This is a genomic window from Chitinophaga sp. 10T418, from assembly GCF_056394125.1.
In genome coordinates, this window is the sequence record NZ_JBFTHG010000002.1 from 378,219 (window position 1) to 402,041 (window position 23,823).

23 protein-coding genes and 1 tRNA gene are annotated in these 23,823 nt (G+C 45.0%); 12 read left to right on the forward strand and 12 right to left on the reverse strand.

Going from position 1 to position 23,823, the window contains the following annotated elements:
- Positions 1-2: 2 nt before the first annotated feature.
- Both AC1DCV_RS05795 and AC1DCV_RS05800 read left to right on the forward strand, forming a co-directional pair.
- Entirely contained in the window at positions 3-845 is an 843-nt protein-coding gene (locus AC1DCV_RS05795; protein WP_477022289.1) for a thiopeptide-type bacteriocin biosynthesis protein, read from the forward strand.
- On the forward strand, positions 823-2,658 hold the full coding sequence (locus AC1DCV_RS05800) for a lanthionine synthetase LanC family protein (protein WP_477022290.1): 1,836 nt from the start codon (positions 823-825) through the stop codon (positions 2,656-2,658). The genes AC1DCV_RS05795 and AC1DCV_RS05800 overlap by 23 nt, the downstream gene beginning before the upstream one ends.
- Before the next feature lie 54 nt (positions 2,659-2,712).
- Here AC1DCV_RS05800 and AC1DCV_RS05805 read toward each other — a convergent pair whose 3' ends face one another.
- The 11 genes from AC1DCV_RS05805 to AC1DCV_RS05855 form a co-directional block, all read right to left on the reverse strand.
- Positions 2,713-2,904 (reverse strand): pinensin family lanthipeptide, encoded by a 192-nt coding sequence (locus tag AC1DCV_RS05805; RefSeq protein WP_477022291.1) that lies wholly within the window; start codon positions 2,902-2,904, stop codon positions 2,713-2,715.
- A 117-nt stretch (positions 2,905-3,021) separates the two neighbouring features.
- Positions 3,022-5,208, reverse strand: a complete 2,187-nt coding sequence (locus AC1DCV_RS05810) for an outer membrane beta-barrel protein (protein ID WP_477022292.1) — start codon at positions 5,206-5,208, stop codon at positions 3,022-3,024.
- Between the two features lie 132 nt (positions 5,209-5,340).
- Positions 5,341-7,164 (reverse strand): RagB/SusD family nutrient uptake outer membrane protein, encoded by a 1,824-nt coding sequence (locus tag AC1DCV_RS05815; protein ID WP_477022293.1) that lies wholly within the window; start codon positions 7,162-7,164, stop codon positions 5,341-5,343.
- A gap of 12 nt (positions 7,165-7,176) precedes the next feature.
- Entirely contained in the window at positions 7,177-10,578 is a 3,402-nt protein-coding gene (locus tag AC1DCV_RS05820) for a SusC/RagA family TonB-linked outer membrane protein (RefSeq protein ID WP_477022294.1), read from the reverse strand.
- Between the two features lie 347 nt (positions 10,579-10,925).
- Complete coding sequence (locus AC1DCV_RS05825; RefSeq protein ID WP_477022295.1) at positions 10,926-11,915, reverse strand: FecR family protein; 990 nt, start codon at positions 11,913-11,915, stop codon at positions 10,926-10,928.
- Between the two features lie 95 nt (positions 11,916-12,010).
- Positions 12,011-12,601: an RNA polymerase sigma-70 factor gene (locus AC1DCV_RS05830; protein ID WP_477022296.1), complete on the reverse strand. Its 591-nt coding sequence runs from the start codon at positions 12,599-12,601 to the stop codon at positions 12,011-12,013.
- A 147-nt stretch (positions 12,602-12,748) separates the two neighbouring features.
- A complete protein-coding gene (locus tag AC1DCV_RS05835; protein WP_477022297.1) occupies positions 12,749-13,237 on the reverse strand; it encodes an N-acetyltransferase family protein in 489 nt (162 codons plus the stop codon).
- A gap of 246 nt (positions 13,238-13,483) precedes the next feature.
- Positions 13,484-13,555: transfer RNA gene (locus tag AC1DCV_RS05840), tRNA-Lys, on the reverse strand.
- Positions 13,554-14,891, reverse strand: coding sequence for a hypothetical protein (locus AC1DCV_RS05845; RefSeq protein WP_477022298.1), 1,338 nt, complete (start codon positions 14,889-14,891; stop codon positions 13,554-13,556). Before AC1DCV_RS05845 ends, AC1DCV_RS05840 begins: the two co-directional genes overlap by 2 nt.
- Positions 14,892-15,202: 311 nt before the next feature.
- Positions 15,203-16,558, reverse strand: a complete 1,356-nt coding sequence (locus AC1DCV_RS05850) for a DNA/RNA non-specific endonuclease (protein ID WP_477022299.1) — start codon at positions 16,556-16,558, stop codon at positions 15,203-15,205.
- A gap of 41 nt (positions 16,559-16,599) precedes the next feature.
- Positions 16,600-17,001, reverse strand: coding sequence for a nuclease A inhibitor family protein (locus tag AC1DCV_RS05855; RefSeq protein ID WP_477022300.1), 402 nt, complete (start codon positions 16,999-17,001; stop codon positions 16,600-16,602).
- A 197-nt stretch (positions 17,002-17,198) separates the two neighbouring features.
- On the opposite strand from AC1DCV_RS05855, the gene AC1DCV_RS05860 reads away from it, so the two are divergent.
- The 4 genes from AC1DCV_RS05860 (at position 17,199) to AC1DCV_RS05875 (ending at position 18,830) form a co-directional block, all read left to right on the forward strand.
- A complete protein-coding gene (locus AC1DCV_RS05860) occupies positions 17,199-17,582 on the forward strand; it encodes a hypothetical protein (RefSeq protein ID WP_477022301.1) in 384 nt (127 codons plus the stop codon).
- 39 nt (positions 17,583-17,621) lie between these two features.
- Entirely contained in the window at positions 17,622-18,101 is a 480-nt protein-coding gene (locus AC1DCV_RS05865) for a hypothetical protein (RefSeq protein WP_477022302.1), read from the forward strand.
- 169 nt (positions 18,102-18,270) lie between these two features.
- Positions 18,271-18,669 (forward strand): (R)-mandelonitrile lyase, encoded by a 399-nt coding sequence (locus tag AC1DCV_RS05870; RefSeq protein WP_477022303.1) that lies wholly within the window; start codon positions 18,271-18,273, stop codon positions 18,667-18,669.
- A 26-nt stretch (positions 18,670-18,695) separates the two neighbouring features.
- On the forward strand, positions 18,696-18,830 hold the full coding sequence (locus AC1DCV_RS05875) for a hypothetical protein (RefSeq protein ID WP_477022304.1): 135 nt from the start codon (positions 18,696-18,698) through the stop codon (positions 18,828-18,830).
- A gap of 124 nt (positions 18,831-18,954) precedes the next feature.
- Here the strand turns inward: AC1DCV_RS05875 and AC1DCV_RS05880 are convergent, their stop codons facing one another.
- The gene (locus AC1DCV_RS05880) at positions 18,955-19,470 is read right to left on the reverse strand and encodes a hypothetical protein (protein WP_477022305.1); all 516 of its coding nucleotides are present in this window, start codon (positions 19,468-19,470) and stop codon (positions 18,955-18,957) included.
- Between the two features lie 141 nt (positions 19,471-19,611).
- Between AC1DCV_RS05880 and AC1DCV_RS05885 the strand changes: the two genes are divergently transcribed.
- From AC1DCV_RS05885 to AC1DCV_RS05910, 6 genes are all read left to right on the forward strand, one after another.
- Positions 19,612-20,439 (forward strand): glycoside hydrolase family 16 protein, encoded by an 828-nt coding sequence (locus AC1DCV_RS05885; protein WP_477022306.1) that lies wholly within the window; start codon positions 19,612-19,614, stop codon positions 20,437-20,439.
- A gap of 98 nt (positions 20,440-20,537) precedes the next feature.
- Positions 20,538-21,029: a peptide-methionine (S)-S-oxide reductase MsrA gene (msrA, locus tag AC1DCV_RS05890; RefSeq protein ID WP_441575740.1), complete on the forward strand. Its 492-nt coding sequence runs from the start codon at positions 20,538-20,540 to the stop codon at positions 21,027-21,029.
- 128 nt (positions 21,030-21,157) lie between these two features.
- Positions 21,158-21,973, forward strand: coding sequence for a DUF6597 domain-containing transcriptional factor (locus AC1DCV_RS05895; protein ID WP_477022307.1), 816 nt, complete (start codon positions 21,158-21,160; stop codon positions 21,971-21,973).
- A gap of 103 nt (positions 21,974-22,076) precedes the next feature.
- Positions 22,077-22,850, forward strand: coding sequence for an isocitrate lyase/PEP mutase family protein (locus AC1DCV_RS05900; RefSeq protein WP_477022308.1), 774 nt, complete (start codon positions 22,077-22,079; stop codon positions 22,848-22,850).
- Positions 22,851-22,861: 11 nt separating this feature from the next.
- Positions 22,862-23,242, forward strand: a complete 381-nt coding sequence (locus tag AC1DCV_RS05905) for a YybH family protein (RefSeq protein WP_477022309.1) — start codon at positions 22,862-22,864, stop codon at positions 23,240-23,242.
- Positions 23,243-23,349: 107 nt separating this feature from the next.
- Positions 23,350-23,610 carry a DUF4342 domain-containing protein gene (locus AC1DCV_RS05910; RefSeq protein ID WP_477022310.1) on the forward strand — a complete coding sequence of 87 codons (261 nt, stop codon included), beginning with the start codon at positions 23,350-23,352 and terminating at the stop codon, positions 23,608-23,610.
- Positions 23,611-23,823 lie beyond the last annotated feature (213 nt).

Consider the following 23,823-nt stretch of genomic DNA (forward strand, 5'->3'; position numbering starts at 1 on the left):
ACATGGAAACCTGGATATCTGCCTACATTTATTATGATGAATCCCTGAACGATTTATTGCTTTATTGTATCCATCCTTTTCTTGAAAAGCATAGGGGGCTTTTTAACCGCGACACTCCTTATTTCTTTATCCGTTATCCGGAGGGGGGCGATCATATCCGCCTGCGGATACAAACCACACAGGAAGAAAAAGTACTCGCCCTGTTATCGGCACACATCGATGCGTTTAACCGTACCAGCCTGCCTGATGCCCGTATGATGGTGGTAGCATACGTCCCTGAAATAGCTCGTTACGGAGATATTCATAGTATCAAATGGGCAGAACAACTTTTCTACCATTCGTCTGCGGCGGTACTGGAATGGTTGGCGACCACGCCCAATCCATCGGCTATGGCCAGCATACAGGCGATACAATTTCACCTGCAATTGCTGCAGGCAGCAGATTTCCCTATTGCACAACAATTGGAAATATGTGATTACTTTATTGATGAATGGTTAAGAATTTTTCATCCCCTGCGTGCGGCACTAACAGATAAAACAGGCTGGCTCGCCACATTTGACAAAGCATTCAGTAGCAGGAAAGAAAAAATCACTACCGCCATACGTGAGAGGTACCTGTCGTATGAAAACGACTGCCCTTCTTTACTCCTGGGAAGCAGGCATGCCATGCAACAGTACCGCCACAGCGGGCTATCGGAGCCTCAGCTCATGGAAGCCATCACCGGCATTATGCATATGACACACAACCGCCTGGGCATTGCAAACAGCGAAGAAGCTTATATCATGTACTGCTCCAAAGCGTGCCTTCAATATATTCAACAAAATGATACACAATTTTCTGTATAAAATAAGGGATCAAATCATGGCCACCGCCGTGCAGGATGAAAAAGGACCTTTCTGGGAAACGCCTTATTACGACAAGGGTAGCGGGCAATTTCTCCGCCGGGAATATCACGAAATATTCAATGGAGGCGCAGGCATTGCGTTGTTCTTTCTCGCTTTGTTTGAACTGAATAAAGATAAGACAGACCTGGAATGGGCAGAAAAAATAACTGACAGGATACTGAAAAGTACTTATTGCCGGCGACCTAAATTTTATTGTTTCTATACCGGCATCTGTGGCATCATTTATTTATGCATAAAGCTTTATGAAATCACCGGTAAAGATAAATACCTGGAAACCGCCCTGTTGCTGGCAAAAGAACATCATTCCAACATTATTTATATTCAGGAGATGGACCTGCTGAGCGGTGCCGCTGGTAATACGCTCGTGATGACGTTACTATATCATCATACTGCGGATGCTACCATTTATTCCTATATACAACTGCTCCTCAACCGCATCATTGATGACGCGAGGGTAGCCCCACAGGGCATAAAATGGGATCATAAAAAAATGGCGTACGACAGTCTCACCGGTTTTTCACATGGTGCGGCGGGTATCGCTTATGTACTGCTGCAGGTAGGTCATTATTTTAACTATGATGGATTAATCCGCCTGGCGAAGCTGGGGTTTGACTATGAGATGCTGTATTACGATATGCCCACTCATAACTGGCTGGACCTGCGTATCGGGGCACACCGATACAATTTACCTGGTGCCCATACCTGGGATCTGTCCGTTTTCAGGCCAACAATGAAACAGGTAAACTCCTGGGCGCATGGCGCGGTGGGCATTGGCTTGTCGCATATGCTGTTTGAAAACATTACAGGAGAAGACAGTTACCACCACATCATTGAGGCCAGTGTTAAAAGCAGTCTGACGCACCTGGATGCAGCGCGGGAGGATTATACACTATGCAGTGGTTATGGAGGAATGGTGACGTTCCTGTTACGGGCAACATCTTTCTATGCAGATCAACAGGCGCTGCACCATGCGCTGCATAAAATAGCTACCGGCGCTTTTGAATTATATGAGCGTACCGGCACCTTCAACACTTTTGCGCCGACCAACAGCGATGATATGGGACTCCTGTCAGGTATGGCCGGCGTGGGATACATGCTCATCAATATTTTACAGAAGGGAAATTGCCATGACGTTTTAAATATTCAGCTGCCGGCCCGTAATATTCCGGTAGCGCCATCTTATACTTCCGCATCCATAGGTCAAAAGATCTTCGGTAAATATTTCCGGAGAACATTATACCTGTTAAATCAAAACGACATTCCGGTGGAGCATTTGTCGCTGCCCGACTATCAACAGGCGTTGGAAAAACTCATCACGGATCCATTCGTCCAACAGGTGTATGCATACGAACAACAGCTTTGTCATTTCTGGGAAACACATAAAGGCTTTCTTTGCTACTACAAGCGGAACGACCATACTGCCCGGCAACTGTCAAACCCGGCCTACGCCGCTATTTGTGGCATATCGGACCATGCAAGAATAGTGGAATGTGCTTTTCATCCGGATACACTTGAATGCAAGGGGCCTGTTTTTATATTACAGGAATTGACGCCGGAAGGCATCACCGAAAAAGTAACGAATCGTTTGACAGCCGCCATTTTGAGCCAACTCAGGCAGGATATGCCACCGGCGATTTTAGTAGCTAATATTGCGGATTTGTTTGATGCCAGCGCTTCCGCCCTGGCGAAAGAAACCGTTTGGCAGCAGTTGTTGCTCCTGGGTGAAGCGGGATTGATTACAGCAAAGCAATAAAAAAAAGTGGGATGCAACTTTAAAGTTGCATCCCACTTGTAAATACCACGGTGCTTAGCAAATTACAGTTGTGCATTTTGCGTGAGGTATATCATCTGTGTCAGTAGGCTGCGTATGTGTTGGGTGTTCCAGACTACCCAGGCCACCTGCAAGGCGTTGTGCCATTTCGCTGTCAATGCTGGTTACAAAACTTTCCAGTTGTAAATCTTCCAGGTTAAGCTTGATGCTGTTTGAATTGTTTCTCATGAAATAAGGTTTTAAAAGTTTAATGCCTACTGTTATCCAGGGTTTCGGCGCTCCCTCGTTGCAACGCTATAAAGATATATTATTTGCAACTACGTTGCAAATAAATAAGCAAATATTTTAGTTACTTTTTTTGGATGCCGCTTTCACATCATCATTACGGATCAGGTGTTGATTTTTCCTGATGGCCTGAGATAATTTTCCGAAGGTATAGGTAAAGCTGACGCCGTAGTTACGATAGTTCAGCTGCTGTATCGACAACTGATCAAATGCTCCGCCAGTCTGCGTTGTACGAATGTACCGGTATTTACTGTATGGATTGCTGACAGAAAAAGTCACCGTCGCCTTCTTTTTAAATAGTTCTTTATTAACCCTGATTGTATGTACTACGTTGCCATTGGTTTTTCCCTGTAAACTAACAGATGGAGTAATAGCATAGAGTGTGGTAGTCAGCCGCCAGGAGTCCGCTATTTTATACTGAAGATTGAAAAATCCGGATACGGTAAAACCGCTATTGCGGTAGTTATTTTCACCATCGCTGCCTTTGAGCCATACATAACCCGCATCAGCATTCACTATTATTTTGAGCTGAGTACCGAGTGGATAGCTAAACCCTGCATTCAAATGAAGGTCCCTGTTATTCCCTATATTTTTATAGGTAGTAATGGCGTTACTATCGGTGAAATTGGTCAGCTTCTCAATCGTGTTATTGGCAAAAAGAAAACTGCCGATCAGGTGGTAACTCAATTTTTTACCCGCCAGGAAGGAGAGTTCTGCGCTATTTTGCATTACCGGGCGAAGCGCCGGATTTCCTGTATTAAACTGGTTGGGATTACGCTTATCTATAAATGGATTCAGTTGTTCAATACCTGGCCGTTCTGATCGCCGGGTAAATCCGAACGAAAGGCTGCTGTTCGGAAAATCATGCTGCAGGGAAAGCACTGGTATCAGGTTATAATAAGTGGTGGCGATATTTTTCCCGGTACCATACCATACATCCATGGCGGTGTACTCCAGCCGTGCTCCCGCTTTAACCGCCAATACAGCTGTATTCAGCTGGTAGGAATGATAGAGACTATACACCTGCTGTTTGTATAGGAAACCGGGTGTGCCGGCCGTTTGTTCATCCAGCAGGTATTTGCTGTTCCCATCTCTCCAGATTCCTTTTATACCGCTTTCTATCTGGATGGAGGACAATGGCAACACATAGTCGGCCTGCAACGTATGCTCATCCAGGTGATTATTATTTTGCTGCCCGAAGTCCGTTAAACTTTCACCTGCTATCTGTTCGTAAAATACGCTATTGGCAAGTTGCTGCGGGCTGTGATGAAAGCGGTATCCCAGCGAAAATATTTCCTTGCCGTTGCGCCTGGCTGCTTTATCATATCCAACTGAAATATCCAGGCTATTATCGTATAAATGATGATCATTGGTATACTGATAGGAACTGGCAGATGTTACCGTATGTTGACTGGTTAGATAATAGTCCCTGCTTTTATAGATAGATACCGCGCTGGTAAGCAGTTGCAGGGAATCTATTTCGTAGCTGGCTTCGAGTGAGGCGCCTCCGAAAATACTGTGATAGGCAGTAGTGCCTTCCTGACGCAGCACTGCCGTGGTACTTTGCTGATACAGACTGGTGGTATTGGTTCTTTGAAGATCTTCATATAAATACCCGGTACTGCTGATCCCCCACTTTCCTTTTTTCGCCTGGAAGGTATAATTCTGGCCAACACCACTCACGCTGTTGAACCCCACTCCCACAGATGCATTATATCCATCGTTCCGTTGTTTTACGGTTACAATATTGATGATGCCGGTAAATCCTTCTCCATCATATTTAGCGGGCGGTGTGGTAATGACTTCTATGCTGGCAATATTTACCGCAGGCATGGCTTTCAATGCCTCTTTGGGGTTACTGGCTGTAATAGCAGACGGTTTGCCGTTAATAAATACTTTGAAGTTACCTTGTCCTTTCAGCTTAATATTATTCTCTCCGTCTACCGTGATCAGTGGCACCTTCGCCAATATATCCAATACCGACTGGCTGCGGTGATCAGGATCTGATTGTACATCATAAATGAGCCGGTCCAGCTCCTTTTTTACCAGTGGCGTACTGGCACGTATATCGATGGTACGAAGCTGCGAATACGGCCGTACCACTGTTTGCTGGCTATCCGGAACATTTCTTTTGATGGCACTGTCTTCCGGCGCTACCTGTGCATGCAACTGCATAGGTAGCGCCAGTAGCCATATGGCGGTCAGTAAGATGTACAATAACTTAACAGGGCAGTATAGATTTATCATGATGCTTTACTAAAGAAAGCAAATATATTAATTTGCAACTATGTTGCAAATTAATATATTGACTATAAAGCCGGCTCGCAAAGTGAGAGCCGGCTGTTATTAAATCTTCTTAAACATTCTTTGAAATCTCCGTTAATACCCTGGAAACTGTACCAGCTTTTTATTTCTGTCAATTTCACTCTGAGGCACCGGGTAAAAATAAAATTTATTATTCCATTCGGCCCTGGTGAAGGCCACAATCCTTTTATGAAATTCAGGATCAGACAGGGAACTTCCTTTTTCAATATTCATCCCGTGGAATTGTCCGCCCTGATGTTGCTCCGGTGTATTCGCCACTTTCCAACGGCGAACATCCCAGTAGCGATGTCCTTCAAACATCAGTTCTATCTGGCGTTCCAGGTGAATCTGTTTACGCATTTCTGCCTGACCAGCTCCTGCAACTATATCGGCAAGCCCTCCCCTGTTACGGATTTTGTTGAGGTATTTTAAAATATCAGGATTCCCGGGATCGTATTCGTTCAACGCTTCTGCGTAGTTCAGGTAAATTTCACCGAGACGAATCATCATCGCCGGGCGGGAAAAACTTCTTCCGCTTCTGAAATCAGTATTGGGGTGAATATTTTTACGGGCGGTATATCCTGTTGTAGGCCAATCTCTGGGAGCACCGTTCTTGCCGGAATTACCGGTAAAGAAAAACTCTACTCTTGTCTGGCCATTTTCCGGCACCACCGGAATAACAGACCCGTTAAAGGTCACATCTACATAAAACCTGGGTTCCCTTCCGTTATACATATTGGAAGTACCACTTACATAGTAAGGAGTGGCAGTAGCAGTAAATCCACTTTCCGTATAGCCGCTACTGTTATCTGTAATCGCCTTACCGCCGGCAGTACGGAATATATCCACCATTTCCTGGGTAACGGCGATACCGTTCCAGCCGGCACCATTAGCGCATCTGGGAGAACAATGCCGCTCCCAGTTGCCCACATGATCAGAGTTGGTACGGATCCAGATGGCTTCCTTCTGCCAGCCATCAAAGAATAAATTCCGGCAGGAAAGAAAAGCAGCGCGGAACGGGTCAGCATCAGCAACCGTATATAATTCCCATCTGTTGAGATCTATTACTGCCTTGGCAGCATCTGCAGCCTTCTTCCACTTTTCCTTGTCAAAAGAAGGATTAAACAAGGCAGCACCATCCATATTTTTAAAGTTGCTCATCTCGCTATTACCATTGAATAAAGGGCTGGCGCTATATAACAATATCTGCGATTTCACCGCCAGGATGATAGGCTTGGTGATACGGCCCGTTTGCGTTACATCCGGCTGTGTGGGATCAACAGGGTTCATATGTTGTACCGGCACATCCGGCATCGCCTTATCCATTTCTGATAATACATAGGCTACACATTCATCCCATGGACTTCTAGGTATCTGGAAATCATCTTCCGGCAGCTTTGGCTCTTCTCCCATCAATACCACCGGTCCGTATTGCCGCATCAGCAACCAATAGTAGTATGCCCTTAAAAAGCGGGCCTCTGCTTTATACTGTTTCAGTAATTGTTCCCCACCCGGTTGGGCCAGGATTTCCTTATTCTGATCTGCGTTTTTTAAGAAGATAGCCGCCTGCCGGATCGTTTGGTAATAACCATTCCAATAGGAAGGACTGGCATTATCTGCTGTGATAGCGCCGGAGTTAATACCTGGTTGTACCCAGGCATAGTCCACTTCATCACACTGACCTGTCCAGGGAACGCTGTAAGGCTGGTTCCACATATCCGGCATGGGATTGTAGATACGAGCCAGCCATTGTTCCGTCATGGCTCTGTTGGTAAATACATCTTTCAATGTGGTGATATTATCCGGTACTGTATTGAGAAATCCTTTCTTACAACCAGCCGCCAACAATGCAGGCAACAGTATCAAAAGGATATTTTTTTTGAAGAAATGACGCATCATAGTGATTCAGTTTTATTTGAAATTAGCGCGGATGCCAAAGTTGAATGAAGTCATGTTAGGATAAGCAGTGCCCCTGCCATCGCCCAGTTCCGGGTCCCAGATTTTCCACGGCGAAATGGTAAACAGGTTGGTTCCGTTCACATAAGTACGTACACTCTTCAATCCGTATCGCTGTAATTTGTCGCTGCTGAAAGTATAACCTAACTCAGCACTTTTCAAACGGACATAGCCTGCCTTTTTCATCCACCAGGTGCTTTCATAATAGTTGGTGGTAATATCCTGCCGGGTTGACATTCTTGGGTAGAAAGGCCGGCCGTTGGCGTTGTCTGGTGTCCAGCGGTCTGTTGCTATCGTATATAGGTTGCCGATAGTAGGTCCTTCATAAAAAGGATTAGTGGCATGGCCACCGCTATACATAAAATCTACCATCGCCACACCCTGGAAAAACAGGCTCAGATCAAATCCTTTCACACCTACGCTGAAATTGAGTCCGTATACAATACGGGGTACTGAACCATAACCTATCGCCTGCTGATCATAGCTGTTAATGATACCATCTCCATTCAGGTCTTTATATTTAATATCTCCCGGACGTACGTCTCCGGCCTGTTTGGGCGATTTCGTGATCTCAGCGGAATCAGCGAACAAGCCAAGGGCTACATAGCCAAAGCGTTGATCAATGGGATGTCCGGTACGGTTCAGCCAGGGATACTGCCATGGTGGTAACCCATCATACACGTCCTTGTTGATATTGAAGTTGAAATTTCCCCTGAAGCCCACCCAATAATTCTTGGAGAATGATTTATTATAATCAAGGGTTACATCAATCCCTTTATTCTCGGTGATACCTATATTTCTGTAGGGGATGTTATCACTGGTATAACCAGAGGCATAAGGAATATCATATTGTCTCAACAGGATGCCTGTTCTACGTTCCTTGAACAGTTCCACAATCAGCGACAAGTCATCATGCAATGCTTTTATTTCGATGCCCAGGTTTTGCCGTTTACCGGTTTCCCAGCTCACCTCAGAACCGATTTGATCTTCCTGTAAGCCGCCGTAGCCCGTAGTGTTGCCCGGTACACCGAAAGTATAGCCAAGACCACCATCGCTCTTTATCCTGGTGAGAAACAGAAACCTTGATCCGGTATTACTGTTGCCGGATAAACCATAAGTATACCGTAGTTTTAAATAACTGAGGACATGACTGATCGGTGCAAAGAAGCTTTCATTGGATACCACCCAGCCAACGCCATAAGAAGGAAACAAGCCGTATCGCTTGTTGGGCGTAAAGTTTTCGGAACCATTGTAACCGAAATTAACTTCTGCAAAATAACGGTTCTTATAACCATAAGTACCCCTTCCACTCAAACCTCTTATGCGGTAGGGAATAGAAGATATAAGGGTGCCGGCGTCTGCATCAATATAGTCCGACTGATTATACAATAGTAAACCGGATACATCATGATCACCGAATTTGTTGGCATAGTTCAACGCCGTTTCTGTATAAAAGCGGCGGTTTCCGCCTCTTGCCACATCGAATCCCAGCACATTGGATCCGGGGTCTACAATTTTTGTAAGAAGATTTCCGGCAGAGTCCCGTCCGGTAGCATAGTATGTTTGTACTTCTCTTTTCCTGTTAAGATTATTCCAGCCATAAGCATCAAAGGCAAACATGCTGGTAAATGACAAGCCCTTCAGGATGAAATCGAAATTTTGCCGGAGCCTGATATTGGACCGGATGGTATTACGGTATTCTGTAGCATAACCGGATTGCGTAAGATTGCGATAGGGACTGGGATAGCTACCACCGGGGATTTTAGGCCATTGTCCGTTGGAATACTGCGGCGGTATCAGGTGAGGCGGCACCTGGGTAGCCAGGTCAAAAAGTGCGCCGGTGCCAATGCCCGGATAATTACTGTTAATAATAAAACCGTTTACACCTAATTCAAGCTTGGTTGTTTTGGTAATATTGGCATCTACGTTTGTTGTAAAATTATATCGATCCAGCTTAATATCTGAATTATACGATTGTACATGATCCCTTTTCAGCAAACCCACTTCCGAATAATAACCAGCGGAAATATAATAGGTCGCAAATTCGGAGCCCCCACGTACATTCAGGTTGGCTCTTCTGCTCTGTCCCCATTTATTAAACAACACATTGAACCAGTCTACATTAGGGTAGAGATCAGGGTCTTCACCGGAAGCATGTTGCTGTATGCGCTCTTCTGTATAAAGAGGTGTTCTTCCTCTCATCTGCAAACCTTCATTATACAATCTCATGAAGGTGGGTGCATCCACGAACTTAGGCAGCTGCGTAAATTTTGTAATCGCCTGGTTCAGTTCCATATTGATTTGCGGCTTTCCCGGCTTACCTGTTTTGGTATTTACCAGGATTACGCCGTTGGCACCGCGGGTACCATATACAGCGGTGGCAGAAGCATCTTTCAGTACGGTAAAGCTGGCGATATCTTCAGGGTCCAGGTCATTGATGCTACGATCCGGCACACCGTCTACGATGATGAGTGGGCCGCGCGGACTGGATCCAAAGGTAGAGATACCACGTATCCAGATGTCGGAGCCATCGTAGCCTGGTTCACCGCTCCGTTGCACGGCTACGATACCCGCCAAGCGTCCTCCCAGTGCATTCGTCAGGCTTCTCACCGGCAGCTTCAGTTCCTCTGGTTTTATTGTTGACTGCGCCCCTACGAGGCTGATTTTCTTTTGTGCACCAAATCCTACTACCACCACTTCATTCAGGCCACCTTCTTTTGCGAGCATCTCCACATTGATGTCTACTTTATTTCTCACCGTTACCTGTTGAGATTGATAGCCGATGTAAGAAAACTCAAGTATATCTGTAGGTTCCACATCCAGTTCATAGTAGCCTTTTTCATTGGTAGTAGTACCGGTAGGTGTGCCGACGATCTTCACCGTTACGCCCAGCAATGGGGCGCCCAGCTTATCTTTTACGGTACCGGACACCTTCAGCTTTACTGCCGGTTTATGTACGGCAGGAGCAGCGCGGTTTTCTGCCGGTGTGATCACATACTGAGAAGGCCCCATTGGATTGAGGGTGAGATGATGCCCCTGCAATGATTTCTGCAAAAACGGCACTACTTTCTCCGGGTCCATTTTCAATACCTTGTCAGGCAGATAAATATCTTTTGCATACTTTTCGTTGAGTGCAATCCTGAGCTGGTATTTGGTATAAATTTTTTCCAGGGCATCCTTCAGCGGTATCATTTGCGTGCGGCCTGCTTCAGGAGGACTGTTTCTGCTGCGTTCCTGGTTGGTTTGTTCCTGGATGCCGGCCATTGCATCCTGCGCAAAGGACGAAGTCGTAGCACTCAGTACAATGCACAGGCCAGCCACTCCCTTCAGGCAATGCCGTAGAGATCCAAATTTCATAACGGAAAAATTTTGGTTAAAGACTACATATTTGGTTAAAGACTACTTTATTAAAATGGTACAGATATCACTACGTTACGCGTTATCATTCTTATAAATTGTCACTGTTATTATAATATGGTTTCTAAAGATGTATGTATTCAAATAGCGGATCAGTACTTTGTTGATAAGATAGATACGTAACGCGGGCTTAATCCGGTTTACATGATAACTATTTCAACCAACAAGGCACATAAAATCACTACACCTGCCACTCCAGGCTGTAATACGTAGGCTTTTCAAAACAGGAAAATTCAGATTAAATGATTAGCTGACAGGCATTTGACGATACATTGATTTAGTTATACTTATTTTGGTTGAACGATAATCCGGTTACCCTCTTTGCGCACACCGGCTTCCAGCATAGCACCCAGAGATCTGCATAAACTTACTTCATCCGTTATCAGTACTCGTCCACTGATACGGGTATCCCGGAATTTTTCTGGTTGTAATATTTCCATTTCATATCCGTAGTTCGCGCGCAAAAGATCTTTTATTTCATCTATAGATGTGTTCTCAAATTTATAATCTCCATCTTTCCAGGCAGCGTACAACTGCGGGTTTATATGATCCATCTGTATCTGACTATCTACGACCATTCCTCTTTCTCCCGGATGCACCAGCAACTCTTGGTTAAAGGCAGTTGCTTTAATCAACCCGGTATTTACTACTACAGCTGTATGACGGCTATTTTCATTTACGGTAAAAGAGGTACCCAATACCGTCACCGTCATATCCCGCATATGTACCATAAATGGCGTCTCGGCTTTTTTCACTACTTCAAAATAAGCACTACCTTCCAGCCATATTTCACGTCCGCCCCCTTCTTTTACATCCCGCATTTTTACTAACCCTCCCGGCTTAACCCATATCCGGGTACTGTCTGGCAGCAATACCGTTTGTACGGATCCTTTTTTCGATACCAGCACTATCAAAGGCGCCTGCCGGGAGCCAGCATGCATAAACAGGTAAGTACCTATTCCTCCTGCCAGTATCAGTATCAGGATGGCCGCTGCATACTTCAGCCAACCAAACTGTTTTACCGTGGACATACGATGATCAGCTGCCGATAATCGTGCCATTACCTGCTGCCAGCTTTGATCTGCATCTGCGGCGCTGATCTTTGTTGCCAGCTGCTGATCGAAGATGTCTTTTATCTGAAAATACAGCACCTGATTATCGGGGGAAGCCTTTAACCAGGCAGCCACCAGGGCTGTTTCTTCGGGACTTGCCTGTCCGTCTATGAACTTAATTAAAATCGTATAATCCAAGTCGTTCGTATTGTAGTGTGGTGACATGTCATTTATTTAGACGACAAGAAGATAATTTCTACGTACGGGATTCTTATATTTTTTTTCAGGAAGAAAAAGATGGGCAAAAACGGGACTACAGGCTACAATAAAATAAAAGAGAACAGGTAATTTACCCTACGGACCATTCCTCTCAGCTGCTTAATGGCCTTATATAATTGTGTTTCTACGGTACGGGAGGATATACCCATGGCAGCAGAGATTTCGCCGGTTTTAAGCCCCTGCAGATAACGAAGTTTCACCACTTCCCGGCATTTAGGAGGCAATTCCTCTATGGCCCTCCATACGTTGGCCTCCAGGTTGTCCTGCTCCAGCAGGCTTTGCCGGGAACCATCCGGATTAAAATAATCCAGTTCAGCGGCCGTAAGCGCTGGCAAGGCCGCATTCACATAACGCTGATGCACAGCCTGGTGTTTAATATAATCCAGACAACTGTTATGAATACTGCGAAACAGGTAACTTTTGATATTGGTGGTAATGTGCAGGGACGCACTTTTCCGGTGCACTTGTACAAAAACATCCTGTACGATGTCTTCAGCAGTTTCACGCAATACATACTTACAGGCATAAGCCAGGAGAACTGCGTAGCACTCTTTAAATACCAGCTCAAGATCGGCAACGGCTGGCTGTAATAACGTGGCGGCTTTAGCCCCTTCCTCTACAGGCTCCCCCATGGCTTTACAAAAGTGTTTTGAAACAATTCATCCAAGATAATGATAATAATATTAATATACAATACGTAGAACAGGCGCACCGGCAATGCGGGGAAAACGAGACCTGGCAATAAAAATGTTGCAATTATGCATCCGCAAATCCGTCAATCACATACCTGCTTTGGTGCTTCGTCTTTCCAGTAGCAGGGTATCACGCCAAAGGTTCCCCATTTTACCGATCTTTTCCCGTCTGCCTACTTCTCTAAAGCCATTGGCTTTGTGGATCTTTATACTGCCGGCATTTTCCGGAAAGATACCAGCCTGAAGTGTCCAAATACCATTTTCTTCGCTCACTTCCACCAGCTTTTGCAGTAAAGCTTTTCCCACGCCTTTCCCATTTGCGCTCAAAGCTACATACACGCTTACTTCTGCTACGCCTCCATACACACATCTGTCAGAAACAGGAGTAAGTGCTGCCCAACCAATCACCTCGTCATCTTCTATTACCACCATGCGACAAGTGGTCAGGTGAGATTTATCCCAATCTTCCCAGGAGGGAGCAGCGGTCTGAAATGTTGCATTTCCGGTAGAGATACCTTCTTCATAAATATGAAGGACACTTGCTGCATGATCAGCTGTCATTGGGTAAATGGTCATAGCTTGTAAGTTGATCTTTACATAACAGTTTTAAAAACTGCCTGATCTGAATAATTTAAGAGAATAATATCTTTTATTGCCTTGCTCTTAATAGGTGCATAGGAGGCATCTCACTAAATTAAAAAATCAGCTATCCGGTTGATTTTTTAATTCCCTGATACTACACGTGAGGGTGCCGGTTTCGTTGGTGACGATATTGATAAATACGATCAGGTACCCGGCTATCTGCCGGGTACCTGATCCTTGAAACGGAGGCAGGGCTCGAACCTGCGTCTATCCGGATAAGTGCCGGAAGCTCTACCACTGAACTACTCCGTTAGTTATGTTCAGGAAACAACGGTTTTGTGTCTTTCCCCGAAAAGTATTTATGCTGTTTTAATATTTTTGCAAGATAGGGATTTGAAACGGTGACGCCATGCACCAGTTCTGGTGTAGGTCGGAAAGGCACTACTCCATGGGCTCTTGGCGCTATCCAGCCGGATTTTTCCGGATCGAGTCCCGCTGCTCTGCAGGCTTCCAGCACCATAGTAAGATTGCAATTCGCCTTTCCCGAAAACACTTCCCAGGGAAGCGGCAACGTATTCCACACAGGAAGATTCGGATCTCCGGTACTACCTGTTGATTGATGCCAGGCAGCCACATCTCCTGCTATCAGTCGCATCACTTTTCCGAAACACATCTCCTCCAGCACAAATTCCATTCCCAGCGCATAGATCAGGTTCATCCAGTTGTCTCTTGCCTTATTCCAGGCATTGGCAGTATTATTCCAGGTAGTAGAATCATTCCCCAGCCGAACCGTCATCGTGGCACGGTTAAAGTCATTCTGCCTCCACAGTTCTCCTAAAAAAACGGCTACCTGCTCCAGCAGGGAAGTCCACTTGCCAAGTAAAGCACCCTGCTGCTCACCGGATAACTTATCCAATACCTCCGGTCTCGCATATACCTGCGCTATTGCCCACCAGTTGGCAATCTTCCTGCTCTGCAGGCAACGCTGAAAAAGCATATCAGCAATTTCATCGTAAGGCCGTTGTTGTCCACTCACCGTAAATTCGCTACGGAGATTGCAACGGGCAGTATAATAGGCGATGAAACAAGCGCTGTTTACATCCGCCATAAAATCTTCTTTTGAAATATCTTCCGCAAAAGCATGCTTACCTGCCCGCTGGAAAAAACTTTTTTTCCGTTCTCTGATCAGGATATTCAACTTCTTTTCCAGGAATCGCAGGCAACGAAACAGTTTATTGTACTGACGTTTGGAAATATCAAGGCCGGCAGCCACTCTTTCCTCACGATTCAGCCGATCCGTTTTATAATCATTAAATCCGGGGTTCTTATGTATCAATGGACTAACGGTGGCTATAAACGCCGCGACTACTTCCGGATCATCATAGGCGTCTGCCCCGGGCGTAATGTCCAGTTTAAACAATTCGATAGCTTTACGTACCTGTTTCTCCGCACCTATTACTTTTGCAAACTGTTCCAGCATAGCCGTGTACTTCCACACCGTATTGCGTAAGGCCGTTGCCACAGCTTTTTGCAATATCTCCGCCTCAGCTGCGTTCAATCGGGAACCCAGCACATCCTGTATCAGGGCGGCTACGTCTTCCGGTCTTTTTCGCAGATGAATTGTTTCGTATAGTGCTTCCAGTGTCAAGGCAAATAGTTGTTTAATTGTAAGTTAAAAAAAAATGTGTGTACCTCTTTGTTTTTTACCAGCAAATAATAAATGCTGCGATACAAAGATGCATACCACACTGCGCAACTGACCTGCGCAGTAAATTTTATTTTAAAAAAAGAGGGAATTTTTATTTTAACCCAGCATGACCGGCTTGTGAAATGGGCGCATCTGAAAAATCAGGAACACCAAAAATGATGGGATTAAAAAGGAACCGGGAAAGATAGTCATTACATACTATCTTTCCCCGTTCCTTTTTATACTATCGTTGTGCGTGTTCCTGTATTAAATTACTGATTATCTATCCTGGTTTCCAAGCTGTCCTGTAACGTAGTGCGCAGGCTGGATAAGAGGTTGTACCCGGTAGCACTTTCTATGCTGCGCACCGTAGTTTTATACTGTGTCCAGTCAGTATTGATATCATTTTTGTTGGGCGTATTCACCGCAATCACGCGGGTACTGCCTGAAACCCTGCTCAGGTCACCATTACCATCAGGCAGGACTACTATCACTTTCCAGATATTGGAAGGTACCGTAACATTTCCGTTATTGATCGTGTTGGTGGTGCCACCAAGTGAGCCAGATCCGCCTTGTCCATACGAACCGGTGATGACATATACCTCATTGCCATCGTTCACAAGGCTGCGGGTATAATTTTCCAGGTTAGCCCATGTTTTTTGGTTGTTATTAGGTGCCTGAGGCATCATATTGGTCATCAGGAAAGTAGCGGAGTTGGCGTCAGCGGTAGCGGTTCTGTCGCCGGAAGGACAATTATGCCCACGATCAAATCCTGATCCGCTGTAGCTGCTATTCTGTACCTGGTACCAGCCGGAGGGCAATGTATTATCTGCCCTGAAATCATTACTACGGGAGATGCTGCCCAGATCTGACGATTGAATATGCCAGCTCACCCAGTTGGGGGTGCCACGACTGCGGCTATACGATAATGCGTAATAGGTTTTAACCATCAGGTAGTTATTTTCCGAAGATATACTAGCCAAAGCATTGCTGGGATTACCCATCAGCATATTGTCATCATCTCCTGCTGTTGGTGGTGTGGTGCCACCGCCGCCGTCCAGTGTAATAGCAATGTCGTCTATATTGATTCTGTTGCTGCCACCGGAAATTTTGCGGATAGAAACGCGCAGACTGGTGGTTGCTGCAACCGTAAAAGTTACTGTTTGCAGGCTATTGGAAGTAGAAACTGTATTCCCCTGTTGTGTCCAGGTGCTCCCGCTGTTGGAAGAGGTCCACAGTTGCCAGTCGCTGCTGCCGTCCGAGCCGAATGTACCATGCTTAATGGTGATGGTGATAGTACCTGTACCTCCGGTGATATTGAAATTGGAAGTAACGGTACCCGTATTCCTGATCCGTACGGATTTAGTGCCATTTTTCAGATCGGTGGCGAGGTTACCTATTAACGCATCGTCTAAAGTCCAGGAGCCACTGGAAAGGGTAACCGACCCGGAAGTGTAGGCTGATTTGCTGCCTGATTCAAAGTTTTCCGTTAGCAAGGTGGTCAACTCAGTAGTTGCCCGGTTGATTTTTTGTTCCGGGACGGGTGTTACATCGAGTTCTTTTTTACAGGAAGCAAACAATATACCTGCAAAGCTTATTACGCAGAGGTGCCTGATGAATTGTTTCATAATTCATTTTTAGAGGGTGAAGGAAGCTATATTTGGGTTGTTCAGGATTCTATCGATGTGGTTAACAGGGCCACACAGGTACCATCAGGCCTGTAACCGGTAATGTATAAAGGAACATTGGTTCCTCCTTCCACGCGCGTTACCTGGATGTTGGTAAGGTTTTCTTTCAGGAATTGATGAAGTGCTTTAAATTTTAGTGCATTTTCAACTATCGGCGTGTCGCTGGGATCTGCGGTCCTTTCTATCTCATTAAAAAAGTCTTCTTCCTTTACCGCCTTCAAAGTGGTTGGTTCCACCTTGTTTAAGGTGGCTATTTTCTTAGCCAATTCTGTAGCTGGTAGTGTGCCCCATTGCTCAAGGGTAAGCGGGTACTCTGATTCGCTGAAATATAAAATGCCAGCTATTTTGTCTGCAAGTTTTTCAAAAACAATGGCGTTTTCCATGTCATAAATGTATAAGTTTTCATTGCTCCATTTTATCATGCAGGCAATGATAACAATACCTTAATAATAATGGAACCGGCTCTTTGCTGACACCGGCAGCCAGGCAGAAAGCCGTTGAGTGTAACAGGTATCCAACAAATTCTGTTACATTTGACTGTCAGATATTATCCGGCATTGATAAGCGTCACCCATTATTTATGAAATTTAATTTTTTCAAAAAACGTCAACGGTCCACTCCTGCTTTTGAAGCCCTGAAAAATTCGCCGTTGAAGGATTTGTACTTCTATCGCGCCGCACCCTGGTATTGGCTTACTGAAAACATGATAACGATCAATGATAACTATGCTCCCCGGGTAATCACCCTCGACCCCTGGCCTCAGATGATCTTTCTGGATGCAACAGGAAAACTGACGATCAGCGAGTATGTTGATTTTGTAGGCAGCAAATACAAGAACGAGATTCCGACCGATCTGGATACTATTATTCTGTCTATGATCGAGCTGCTGCTTAAAGACAAGGTAATACGCCTGTCGGATGTACTAAAAGAGCCAGCCCCTGCGCATAATCGCCCTTTTAAGTAAATGCAATTCATCCAAACATTACTTCATAAAAGAAAAACAATGAAAGTTCCTGTCATCATTGATCATTTCAATACGCATCGTAGCATTCCCACAGATGATATTACATGGATTCTCAGTAATAAACGGGAGCTATATAATTACTTCCATTCCTACCGGAACCGGGATTTTGCCATCGGGCTACTTACCGCATTGATAATCTTACGCAAACCATATGAAAGTAACATTTATATAGAAGATCTCATGTTTGCCTGTTTTATCGTGACCCTTCATAAGAATATTGAGGATTGCCTGTTGATCTGGGAAGCAAAAAATGCAGATTTTGATACTTATTGCGGGCTGGATATACAACTGGTACCTTTTATGGGACTACCAGCTACAATAGCCTATCTGCAGGCAAGTAATGATCCCGAAGCCAAAAAGGCGCTAGACTATATTAATAAATGCTACGATGGTGGTGACTTTGAAGAACTTGAAAATTATTATTCAAATCCGGATTTAACGGAGTGGCTGGTTTCCTGAGAAAAAGTTATACTTTTAAAACCGGCCACTTCCTTTGCTGATCGATGTATCTTTATGGAATCATTACCGGCATCATATAAATATGTCGCCAGTACCCTGCAACAAGGAAGCATTCCTGATTGTTAGTTAATATTTCACTCACACCCTAAAAATCAGAGGAAAACCATTTATGGAAATCATACGCAGCGGCTCACAACCATCCGGCAAAGGTTCCGCAGAATATTTTACCGGCACCGTAAGAATCGATCCGTTGATGAATCCCCCGGAACCCGCCCGTGTGGCGATGGCACTCGTCACTTTTGAACCGGGCGCCCGTACTGCATGGCATACCCATCCGCTTGGTCAGACACTGATCATCACTGCAGGCGCCGGCTGGGTACAACGGGAAGGAGAAGCAAGACAGGAAATTCATCCCGGAGATATCGTTTTCTTTCCACCGGGCGAAAAGCACTGGCACGGAGCTACCGCCACCACGGCCATGAGCCACATCGCTATCCAGGAGAAGCTGAATGGTTCCCCTGTTGACTGGATGGAACAAGTGACAGATGAGCAGTATCATCACTCCTGAGAAAGGGTCTCCCATTACGTATATGCATGCACGTTAACAAGCCTGTTTTCGTGCAGCTAAAATCAGGCACCTCACGCCGGCAGGCATCTGATCATCCTGCCATTGCTGCTCCTCCTCCACCAACCTGCCCGCTGCCTTCAGCACATACGCTACAGCCCTGAGACAATGATCCGCCCTCCTGGAGCGGCAAAATATGGCTTGCACAATCGTGCGCTCATTGAATGAGCAACAGACGCGCTTCTTTTTCCAGGCGGACCGCCACGATGTGCGGCCACAAATATTTTATCACGCATGTATGCTAATCGGATTATCTTTTCTTTTAAAATCAAACCACATCTTCTTCTCTCCCACCAGTGATTTCAGGTAAAAGATATTCTTATAAAACGAGCTGGCGCCCGCGTAGACGCCCATACCCATATCTTCATCTTTCTTCAACTTCCTGTATACTGCAGCAAAAAAAGATTGAATAGCTTTATCAGGTTGCTTGCTGATGATTCGCAGCTTTATCAGCTCAATATCATCTTCCGTTTCACGCCCACCGCTTCCTTCCACACAGTAATCGAAAACACCATCCGCATAAAAACTCGTTTCTTCATCCAGTGGTATCTCCCTGGAGCTAAAGAAAAATTGGCTATATCCATCTTCCAGTTCGCTACCGGACTGCTGCAAATGTACATGACTTCGTTTCATCGCCGCATCCCTTTTCTCGAGGTACACAACAATGCCGTACTTTTCTATCAGTTCTTTGAGATACACTATTAACCCGCTAAGCGGCATCATTACGTTTATGTAACTGCCCATTATGAGAATGATTTAACTACTGTTGCTAATGAAATAAAGATAATTACAAAAATATTCATCTCCATGTAACTGCTTAAAAGGCAGATAATTACCTGTATATAAACGCTTATATTTGCTCAGAACAAACAATTACAGTCGGCAATGAAAAAAAACATACTCCTGCTGCTATCAATGATAGCTGGCTTCTCAGCGTGCAAAGTTACCACGCGAAGTGGCAAAGATGGATACCTTTACACCCAAAAATCAGGACGGGAAAATAAGCATTGGAAACTCGTCTGGCAGGACGACTTCAACGGTGCTACGCTGGATACCACCAGGTGGACCCGTATCCCTCCAGGTACCGCCGCCTGGGACAAGCATATGAGCAGTGATGATCAATGTTACAAACTTGATAGCGGCAAGATATACCTCCGTGGTATCAGGAACCCGGATACCTCGAAAGATCCGAGACCATTTCTGACAGGCGGCATCTATACAAAAGGGAAGTTTGCATTTCAATACGGGAAAATTGAAATCCGCGCAAAACTGGAATGTGCGCGTGGCGCATGGCCTGCCATGTGGTTGCTGGCCGAAACAGACAAATATGGTAAATATCCGAGGAACGGGGAAATTGATATCATGGAGCATCTTAACTATGACACCCTCATTTACCAGACCACTCACTCCTATTATACCCTGGATCTTAAACAAACGGAGCATCCGCCTCATTTCGGAACGGCAAAGTTGGATCCGCAGGTTTTCAACACCTTTGGCATCAGCTGGTATCCTGATAAAATCGTGTTCCTGCTGAATGGAAAAGAAACGTTCACCTATCCCCGGGTAAAAAACGTGGATCCATCCCAATGGCCCTATGATCAACCTTTTTATATGCTGATAGATCAGCAACTGGGTGGCGACTGGGTGGGAAAAGTAGATCCCGCAACCTTGCCGGTGCAGATGATTGTGGATTGGGTGAAGGTATATCAATAGGGTATTTTTCCGTATCGCGGAAATATGTTAATTTTCACCCTTTGCCAGTCTGACATATGGCTGGCGTTAAACTTCATCTGATTTAAACCGAAAGATATATGGAGATTGAAAAAGCCATTCTTGCCGGAGGGTGTTTTTGGGGAGTAGAAGAGCTCATCCGCCACCTTCCAGGTGTTATTTCAACCGTAGTTGGATACACCGGTGGCAATGTGCCGAATGCCACCTATCGCAATCATGGTACGCATGCGGAAGGTATTGAAATTACATTTGATCCTGCAAAGATTTCCTACAGGAAGCTGCTGGAATATTTCTTCCAGATCCACGACCCTACCACCAGGAACAGGCAGGGCAATGATGTGGGCACCTCTTATCGTTCCGCTATTTTCTTCCTGAATGAAACTCAGCAGGAAACAGCAAAAGCATTAATCGCAGAAATGACTGCGTCCGGCAAGTGGCCAGGGCAGATTGTAACAGAAGTGGTACCAGCCACTGACTTCTGGAATGCAGAAGAGGAACACCAGGACTATTTGCAGAAGCATCCGCATGGATATACCTGCCATTTTGAGCGGCCTGACTGGAAATTAAAGTAACTGCATCACCTTTGAAATACCGTAGCTTTCAAACAGCTACGGTATTTCAAAGGTGATTTGTTCCGTTTTATACAATTTCAGACGTTTCGTATGACTGATCTTTGCTCCCAGCATTAATTTTGTCTGCCATGAAATATAATGAAATCAAGCCTTGTAACCCGCTGCTGCCCTACATAAAATGTTATTACATTTATGAATCCGACATCAATACTCCCTTTGATGACACCGTATTTCCAAGCGGCTGCATAGAAATTATATTTAACCTGGGAACCGGTAAATGGCAAACGGCTGTGGGCGACACTTTTGTGACCACACCTTCTATAGAATTGTGGGGGCAAATCATCCGGCCTTTGCCCATTAAATCTATCGGCAAAAACATCATGCTGGGCATTCGTTTTTACCCCCACGCCGCCGCACTGTTTCTACGTGAGAAGGTGGACCTGTTCAACAACCAGGTAGTAGATTTCAGCGACCTGTCAGATAATACGGTGAACATCTTATATGCAAGACTGCAGGAAACAGGTTCCTGGCATACACGGATTGCATTGGTTGAAAATTTCCTGTTAAACAGACTGGCCATTGCGGAACCCAAATTTAATAAGATAGGTGTAGTCAGTGATGTGATGAAAGAAATCCGGCGATATGATTTCTTTGATAATATAGAAAACGTTGCGTCCCGATACGGTATCACTTCCCGTTATCTTCAAAAAATATTTTTACAATATACCGGTCTTACCCCCAAACTATATAGCAAAATAAACCGCTTCCAGAACAGCCTGCAGCTCGTACTCAAAAGAGAATCTTCGTTAACCGCTATTGCCTACGACTGCGGATACTTTGACCAGTCGCACTTTATAAGAGAATTCAAATCTTTCACAGGATATACCCCTTCCGGCTACACGCTGGAGAACTCCCCCGTTACATTGGCTACTGCCAATAATTAAGTAGTTCCGTTTTATACAATTACAGGTGATGCGATGTGAATAATTTTGTTCCTGATAACAATAACATCAGCAAATAAATTTATTCATCTGAAATAGCTACATCATGACTTCCTCATTCGAAAAATTCAGCCACCTGCATCATTCAGAGCAACTTTTTATTTTACCCAATGCCTGGGATGCTAAAAGCGCTTTACTTTTCCAGGAGCAGGCATTTCCCGCCGTTGCCACCTCCAGCGCTGCCGTTGCCGGTAGTCTCGGTTACCAGGACGGCGAAGACATGCCTTTCAACGACTACCTCTTTGTCATTAACAGGATCCTGTCTTCTATACAAATTCCGCTTTCCGTAGATATAGAAATGGGGTACGGCACATCTGATGAAGCCATCTTTGCCAACGTCAGAAAGCTGGCTGAACTGGGCGTTGCAGGGATTAATATCGAAGACTCCATTATTCATCGCACAGGACGAGTGTTGAAAGATGCCAGCACATTTGCCCACACCATCGAATATATTAAAACCAAACTGCTGCAGGAAAACCTGTCATTGTTCGTGAATATTCGTTGTGATACATTTCTACTGAATGTAGATCATACGCAACCCGAAACCATCCGCAGATTAAAAATGTATGATCACACCGGAGCAGACGGCATTTTTCTTCCCTGCATCAGCGCAGCAGAAGATATTGCGATAGCAGTAAGCAATACATCCCTGCCTTTAAATGTGATGTGCATCCCCGGTCTGCCTGACTTTGACACACTGAATAAACTCGGCGTAAAACGAGCCAGTATGGGTCCATTTTTATTTAACAAAGTGTATGATAGCATCGGCCGGCTTAACCAGGAAATCAGCATCACCAACAATTTCTCACCTATAATATAAAAACAAGTACCATGAATCTACCTAAAAGGGCAGCAGATGCACATGCAACGCTCGCTGCAGCATTCAACACCGGCGATGTAGCGACTGTATTGAGTATGTATGATTTTAACGGCATTATTGTACCTGAGCCAGGAAAGCCGGTTTCAGGTAAGGAAGCCTTTGAATCAGCCATCAGGTCCATTTTATCTGTTAAAGGGAAAATGGAAATTAAAACAGTGTACTGTCTTCAAACAGGTAACCTGGCAGTAGGACGTTCTGAATGGAACATTACCGATGGCGACGAAGTGAAAGTAAGCGCCAAAGGAATTGAAGTCATGCAGCAACAGGCAGATGGCACCTGGAAAATTTTGATTGACCATGCCTTTGGCGCATTGGAAAACCTGGTAGCCTAGTAAAAAGTGGTGGCCGGGAACCTGGCCACCACCTCCTCTGGTGGTTTAAAATTCCTTCCGGATATTAAACAATTTTCGATAACTTAAAGAAAAACCAGATAATTACTATGACCACAAAAGAAACGTTTACCCTCCACGGCGAAAACCTGGTAAAAAAAGTAAAAGAACTGATAGCAGAAGGAAATATCCGGAAAATTACGATCGCAGATAAAGAGGGCAAAGAGCTAATGTCTTTCCCACTCACGATAGGCATTGTAGGTGCTATATTTGCCCCCATCCTGGCGGCAATAGGCGCCGTAGCCGCCCTGATCGGGGAATGCAGTATTATTGTAGAAAGAGAACCTGACGAGGAAAAGCCTACCTCTTAAATAACATGCACCCGTTTATCTGCGAACACTACTTCCTGTAGTCGGTGACTCCAGGGGCATTTGCAAACAAAAAGCTCCGATTAACATCGGAGCCCGCTCTATAAACCTACAACTGTTACACTGTTAAGTTGTAACACTATTTTTATGGGGATGCTGTTTGCTGATAATGCTTCGCAAAGGTCGGGAAGGAATGCTATATAAAAATTGTACAAT